Source organism: Curtobacterium sp. MMLR14_010 (assembly GCF_001865015.1).
In the GTDB taxonomy this organism is placed as follows: Bacteria; Actinomycetota; Actinomycetes; order Actinomycetales; family Microbacteriaceae; genus Curtobacterium.
The window spans coordinates 41,771-47,770 of record NZ_MJGV01000037.1 but is presented as its reverse complement, the minus strand read 5'-3'; the positions used below and the strand labels follow the sequence as shown (position 1 = coordinate 47,770).

General features: G+C 73.3%; 6 protein-coding genes. 3 read left to right on the top strand and 3 right to left on the bottom strand.

What is annotated here, in order from left to right:
- Window positions 1-13: 13 nt before the first annotated feature.
- The gene (locus tag BIU98_RS08455) at window positions 14-832 is read right to left on the bottom strand and encodes a GNAT family N-acetyltransferase (RefSeq protein WP_071274743.1); all 819 of its coding nucleotides are present in this window, start codon (window positions 830-832) and stop codon (window positions 14-16) included.
- Window positions 833-1,078: 246 nt separating this feature from the next.
- Here BIU98_RS08455 and BIU98_RS08450 point away from each other — a divergent pair, with 246 nt between their 5' ends.
- The 3 genes from BIU98_RS08450 (at window position 1,079) to BIU98_RS08440 (ending at window position 4,586) form a co-directional block, all read left to right on the top strand.
- Window positions 1,079-2,011: an SDR family NAD(P)-dependent oxidoreductase gene (locus tag BIU98_RS08450; RefSeq protein WP_071274740.1), complete on the top strand. Its 933-nt coding sequence runs from the start codon at window positions 1,079-1,081 to the stop codon at window positions 2,009-2,011.
- Between the two features lie 150 nt (window positions 2,012-2,161).
- Window positions 2,162-3,592 (top strand): FAD-binding oxidoreductase, encoded by a 1,431-nt coding sequence (locus BIU98_RS08445; RefSeq protein ID WP_083393111.1) that lies wholly within the window; start codon window positions 2,162-2,164, stop codon window positions 3,590-3,592.
- Window positions 3,593-3,716: 124 nt separating this feature from the next.
- Window positions 3,717-4,586, top strand: a complete 870-nt coding sequence (locus BIU98_RS08440; protein WP_071274737.1) for an alpha/beta fold hydrolase — start codon at window positions 3,717-3,719, stop codon at window positions 4,584-4,586.
- 83 nt (window positions 4,587-4,669) lie between these two features.
- On the opposite strand, the gene BIU98_RS19375 is transcribed toward BIU98_RS08440, so the two are convergent.
- Together BIU98_RS19375 and BIU98_RS08435 are read right to left on the bottom strand one after the other, a co-directional pair.
- Window positions 4,670-4,837 carry a hypothetical protein gene (locus BIU98_RS19375; protein WP_175481321.1) on the bottom strand — a complete coding sequence of 56 codons (168 nt, stop codon included), beginning with the start codon at window positions 4,835-4,837 and terminating at the stop codon, window positions 4,670-4,672.
- The gene (locus BIU98_RS08435) at window positions 4,834-5,943 is read right to left on the bottom strand and encodes an alkene reductase (RefSeq protein ID WP_083393113.1); all 1,110 of its coding nucleotides are present in this window, start codon (window positions 5,941-5,943) and stop codon (window positions 4,834-4,836) included. Before BIU98_RS08435 ends, BIU98_RS19375 begins: the two co-directional genes overlap by 4 nt.
- Window positions 5,944-6,000 lie beyond the last annotated feature (57 nt).

Genomic DNA, 6,000 nt, shown 5'->3' with positions numbered 1-6,000 from the left:
CGGGTCAGGCGGGTCAGGCGCTCCAGCGCCAGCTCACGCGGTCGTACAGGTGCACGAGGCCGGCGCGGGCGAGGTTGCGCGAGGACGGCCCGGTGCCGGCACCGGTCTCCGCGGAGAGGATGCGGCACCCCGCTGCGGCGGCCGCCTCGATCCGGGCAGCGAGCAGCGCCGACTGGATCCCCCGGCCCCGGTACGGCTCGAGCGTGCCGGCCGTGTGCAGCGCCGCGACGTCACCCAGCAGGTGCACCGCCGCCGCACCGACGAGCAGGTCCCCGTCCCAGACGCCGAAGGCGCGGACGTGCCGGTCGTCGAGCAGGGTCGCCAGCAGCGGGGTCAGGTCCGGGTCGGTCATGCCGAAGGCCTCTCGCGTGATGCGCCCCCACGCCGGTGCGTCCCCGGGCACGAGCGGACGGACCGCGACGGCGCTCGGCCGCGGCACGAGCGCCTCGACCCGGCTGGTGAACTTCGCGGTGGCCGGCCCGGCGGTGATGCCGTTCGCCGCGCAGATCCGCTCCCAGTCCGGCGGGAGCACCATCGGGGCGATCGCGAAGAGTCCCTGGTCCTTGCCGGAGCGGCGGAAGAAGTCGATCGTGTCGAGCACCAGGGCGTCGTTCACCGGGGTCTCGAAGCCGAGGCCCATCGCCTTGGTCCAGTACCCGGAGGCGTCAGCGGTGACGGCGGTCGCGAACCCGTCGCCGATCCGGGCGGTGTGGATCCCGAGGGCGGTGCGCGTGGCGTCGGTGGCGCCCGCCAGGAAGTCGTGGTTGTACCGTGCCTCCGCCTGTTCGATGAGCTGCAGGTCGTGGTGGGACGGCATGGAGATGGTCGGCATGGGGTGACCCGTTCTGTGGGTGGTGGTCGGATGGGGATCGAGAGCGATCGTCGCTGGCTGCGACGCCGGGCGCTTCCGGGGAATCACCGGAGGTCGGCGGCGCTGTCGCCGGTGGGCGGTCCGGGAGCTCAGCGGGACCACCGGACACCTCGCGTTCCGCTTGAGGCGACGTCCCGTGTCGGTTCCACTGACAGGGCCGCGCCGACCACCGAGGTCGGGGTCCGCGGCGCTCACAGAGGAACGCACATGTCGTCGTCACCCGCTCCTGCCCACCCGACCACCGCGGACGTGCTGTCCGGCGTCGACCTGACCGGACGCCGCGCCCTGGTCACCGGGGCGTCGTCCGGACTCGGCGAGGAGATCGCCCGCGCCCTCACCGCCGCCGGCGCCGAGGCGACGCTTGCCGTGCGGGACGTCGCACGGGGCGAGGCCGCTGCCGACCGGATCGCCGCCGCCACGGGTCGCGTCCACCCCCGGGTCGTGGAACTCGACCTGATGTCCCCGGCCTCGATCGCCCGCGCTGCGGCCGCATGGTCCGGCCCGCTGCACGTCCTGGTCGGGAACGCCGGCATCATGGTCCCGCCGGAGTCCAGGACCGCCGAGGGCTGGGAGTCCCAGTTCATGACGAACTACCTGGGCCACTTCGCCCTGGCGACCCGGCTCCTCCCCGCCCTGACCGCCGCCGGCGACGCCCGCGTGGTCCTCGCGAGCTCCAACGCCCACCTCCTCGGCCCCGTCGACGTCGAGGCCCTCGCCGGGCAGGCCGAGCCGTACGAACCGTGGTCGGCGTACGCGGTCTCGAAGACGGCGCTGATCCTCTTCGCCGTCGAGGCGAACCGGCGGTGGAGCGCCCAGGGCGTCACCGTCAGCGCATACAACCCGGGGTTCATCCAGACGGGGCTGCAGAAGAACCTGCCCACCGAGATGCAGGTCTCCACGGCCGGCGCGAAGACCCTCAGCGAGGGTGCAGCCACCCCGGTGTTCCTGGCGGCGGCTCCGGAGGGCGCCTCCGCCGGTGGCAGGTACTTCGAGAACGTCGCCGAGGCGCCCGTCGCGATCGACGAGATCCGCGACATGAGCCGTCCGGAGACGTTCCGCGGGGTAGCACCGTTCGCGCTCGACGAGGACACCGCGGCCGCGCTCTGGGCACTGTCGGAGCGGGCCACCGCCGCCTGGTGACCCGTCGGCCGCCGACGGTCGGCGGTCGGCGGTCTCAGTGCGACCACGGGTGCGATCGGCGTCGCTGCCGCCGGAGACTGCTGGCCCGGCCCCGAGCGCGGTCTGCGCCGACCCGGGCCGTGTCAGCAGCCAGCGAACCGAAGGAGCACCGTGACCCAGATCCCCTCCGTCCCACTGTCAGCGACCTCGGAACGAGCGCGGGCGCTCCCGCCGGGCGCCGTCGAGCGGCTCGCAGCCGACCTGGTCGGGACGGCACGCACGCCCGACGACGAGGGCTACGCGGCGGCGTGCGCCGGGTTCAACAGGGCGACGTGGCGGAGTCCGGACGTCGTGGTGCTCGCGGCCGAGGCCGCCGACGTCGCCGCGGCGGTGGTGTTCGCGAACGAGCACGACCTGCCGGTCGCCGTGATGGGCACCGGACACCACGGCGTCCGCCCCTTCCGACACGGCGTGCTCGTCAACACCGGACGCATGGACCACGTCCACGTCGACGCCGCGGGACGTCGGGCCTTCGTCGGCGCCGGCGCCCGCTGGCGGGACGTCGTGCCGCTCGCCGCCGCCCACGGTCTGGCCCCGGTGCACGGGTCGTCCGGATCGGTCGGCGTCGTGGGGTTCACCCTCGGCGGTGGCCTCAGCCCGATCCTGGGCCGGAAGTACGGGTGGGGCACCGACCACGTCCTCGCGCTCGAGGCCGTGACGGCCAACGGCGCGATGGTGCGGGCGAGCGCGACGGAGAACGAGGACCTGTTCTGGGCGCTGCGCGGTGGGCGCAGCGCGATCGGGATCGTCACCGCCATGGAGATCGCCCTGCTCCCGGTCGACGGGTTCGCCGGCGGCGGCCTGTTCTTCGACGGTCGCGACGCCGAGCGCGTGCTGCAGGCCTTCGAGCAGGTCACCGCGACGGCGCCCGAGGAGCTCACGGTCTCGATCGCGTTCCTGCGGTTGCCGGCGCTGCCCGGGGTGCCGGAACTGCTCGCGGGTCGATTCGTGGTCCACGTCCGTGTCGCGTTGATCCACGACACCGCGGACCTCGACCGACTCCTCGAGCCGCTCCGGTCCGCAGCACCGCTCCTCGCCGACACCGTGCAGCCGCTGTCGAACGAGGAGTTCGAGCACGTCCACAACGACCCCGAGGACCCGACGCCGTTCTCGGAGCAGACCGCGATGCTCTCCGGGCTCACGCCGGAGGCGCAGCGCGCACTGCTCGCCGAGGTCGGGCCCGCGTCCGAGACCGGTCTGCACATCGTCGCGATCCGGCAGCTCGGCGGAGCGCTGTCCCGGACGTCGACCAGCGGTCGCGCGGTGACGACGAGTGACGCGTCCCACGTGCTCTGGGCGGTGTCGATCGGGATGCCCGACGACGACGACGCTGCCGGCGGCGGCGAGGCGGACGCGTTGGTCGAGGTCATGCGCCCGTGGAGCACCGGCACCCGCTACCTCAACTACGCCCCCGACGACGGACACCCGGAGGCGGCGTTCGCACCCGAGGACTGGGACCGCCTCCAGCGGATCAAGGCCCAGGTCGACCCGGACGGTCGCTTCCCGGCCGAGCAGCAGGAGCACCACCAGTCGACACCCTGACGCCGGGACGGGCCCGGCCCCCGGTGGAACCACGGAACCGACGGACCGGCGGGGTGTCCGCCGGTCCGTCGACGTCGTCCGTCGCCATCATGGGCAACACGACCGCGACCCGAAAGGTACGTCCATGCCGCTCGTGCAGACCCGCTCCACCGAGATCGAGTACCTCGACGAGGGACCCCGGACCGGCACGCCCGTCGTGCTGGTGCACGGTTTCCCCGACCATCCCGGCACCTGGGACGACGTCGTCGCCGCCCTGCCGAGCGGTCTCCGGGTCATCCGCCCGTTCCTCCGCGGCGTCGGGGGGACCCGGGTGGTCGAGCCGGAGGCCCGGTCCGCGCAGGTCGCCGCGCTCGCCACGGACCTCCTCGACCTCATCCACGAGCTCGAGCTGGGACCCGTCGTCCTGGTGGGACACGACTGGGGCGCCCGCACGGCGCACGCCGTCGCCGCACTCGCGCCGGAGGCCGTCACCGGCCTGGTGACGATGGCCACCGCGTACGGCCCGTCGTCGGTCCTGCACGGCCAGGAGGCGCTCGACGAGGTCTCGGTGGCCTGGTACCGCTACTGGCTCTGCACCGCAGCGGGAGCGGAGGCGTTCCGACAGGCTCCGGAGGAACTGGTCACCTGGGCGTGGCAGCACTGGTCGCCGTCGCTCCCCCTGTCAGCTGACGCGCTCGACGAGGTCCTCCGATCGGTCGACACCGAGGACTTCGCCGACCTCGTCGTCCACTACTACCGCCACGGCACCGGCGAGGCCCCGGGAAGCCCCCGGTACGAGGCGGCGCAGGCGCTGCTCGACGCCTGGCCGGAGATCACCGTCCCGACCACGTTCCTCATCGGACTGGAGGACGGCTGCGAGACGCCGACCCTGGCGCGCGGGAACGCGTCGTGGTTCCCCGCCGGACGCCGACTGGTCGAGCTCGACGGGGTGGGCCACTTCGTGCAGCGCGAGGACCCGCGCGCGGTCGCCGACGCGATCGCGCAGTACCTCTGAGCCGCCGTCAGGCGGGCAGGCCCATCAGCTGGCCGATGACCTCGGGCACCGGGACCAGCTGACCGAGGGTGGTGGGTCGTGGGTCACCTGATCGGCCGACCGACCTCCGCGGTGAGCCGGACGACGAACTCGGCAGCACCGAAGACGACGACGCCGACCCCCCACGCGAGGGCAGCCACGACCAGGGAGAACAGGAGGGAGCGCCGCACGGTCGTGCTCCCGCTGGTGCGCACGTCGCTGCTCCTGCTCATGCGCGCGGGTAGTCGATGTAGCCGGCGTCGCCGCCGCCGTACATCGTCGCGCCGTCGGCCTGCGCGAGCTCCGTCCCGACGCGCATGCGCTCCGGCAGGTCCGGGTTCGCGATGAAGGCCGCCCCGAACGACATCAGGTCCGTGGTCCCGTCCTCGACGAGGGCCAGGTCCTCCGGCCCGGTCGGGCGCGGGCTGGTCAGCGGGTTGAGGACGAAGGCGTTCGGCCACGCGGCCCGGACGGCCGTGGTGAGGTCGCGACCGGCCGCCTCCATCTCGTGCAGGTAGGCCAGGTCCAGCTCGCCGAGCCGTGCCACGAGCGGCAGGTACGTCGCCGCCAGGTCCTCGCCCTCGTTGACGTCGTTCAGCGGGATGCCGGGCGAGATGCGGAACCCGACGCGGTCGGCTCCGATCGCCGCGCTGACGGCCGCGGCGACCTCGACGGCGAAGCGGATGCGGTTCTCCACCGATCCGCCCCACCGGTCGGTGCGCCGGTTGGTGTGCTCGGACAGGAACTGGTGGATGAGGTAGCCGCTCGCGCCGTGCAGCTCCACCCCGTCGAACCCGGCGTCGATGGCGTTGCGTGCGGCAGCGACGAAGTCGGCGATGGTCTGCTCGACCTCGGAGTCCGAGAACGCCCGCGGCTCGACGTAGTCCTGCATGCCGCTGTGTGTGAACGTCTGACCGGACGGGATCACCGCAGACGGACCGATCGGCGCCAGTCCGTTCGTCCCGATGTCCGGATGGCCGATGCGCCCCGCGTGCATGAGCTGCATGAAGATCGTCCCGCCGGCGGCGTGCACGGCGCTGGTGACCTGCTTCCAGGACTCGGTCTGCTCGGCCGAGTAGATGCCCGGTGTGTTCGTGTAGCCGTTGCCCTCCTCCGACGGGGACGTTCCCTCGGTGACGATGAGGCCGGCAGACGCGCGCTGGGAGTAGTACACCGCCATGGAGGGCGTCGCGGTGCGCGCCGGCTCGGGCGCGCGGCTCCGCGTCATCGGCGACATGACGATGCGGTTCGCGATCGTCGTCGCGGCGAAGGCGACGGGTGCGAAGGGGTCGACGGGGGCGCCCGACGGGCGCTCCGGCGTGGCCTGGTGGGTGGTCATGCGTGGTCCGATCTCGTGGATGGCGGGTGCAGGGTCGGCCACCGTGGGGGGCGCATC

What these genes read in the sequence shown, in the direction of transcription:
- BIU98_RS08435 (WP_083393113.1), bottom strand. Translation starts at nt 5,943, where the DNA reads ATGACCACCCACCAGGCCACGCCGGAGCGCCCGTCGGGCGCCCCCGTC.
- BIU98_RS19375 (WP_175481321.1), bottom strand. Translation starts at nt 4,837, where the DNA reads ATGAGCAGGAGCAGCGACGTGCGCACCAGCGGGAGCACGACCGTGCGG.
- BIU98_RS08455 (WP_071274743.1), bottom strand. Translation starts at nt 832, where the DNA reads ATGCCGACCATCTCCATGCCGTCCCACCACGACCTGCAGCTCATCGAA.
- BIU98_RS08450 (WP_071274740.1), top strand. Translation starts at nt 1,079, where the DNA reads ATGTCGTCGTCACCCGCTCCTGCCCACCCGACCACCGCGGACGTGCTG.
- BIU98_RS08440 (WP_071274737.1), top strand. Translation starts at nt 3,717, where the DNA reads ATGCCGCTCGTGCAGACCCGCTCCACCGAGATCGAGTACCTCGACGAG.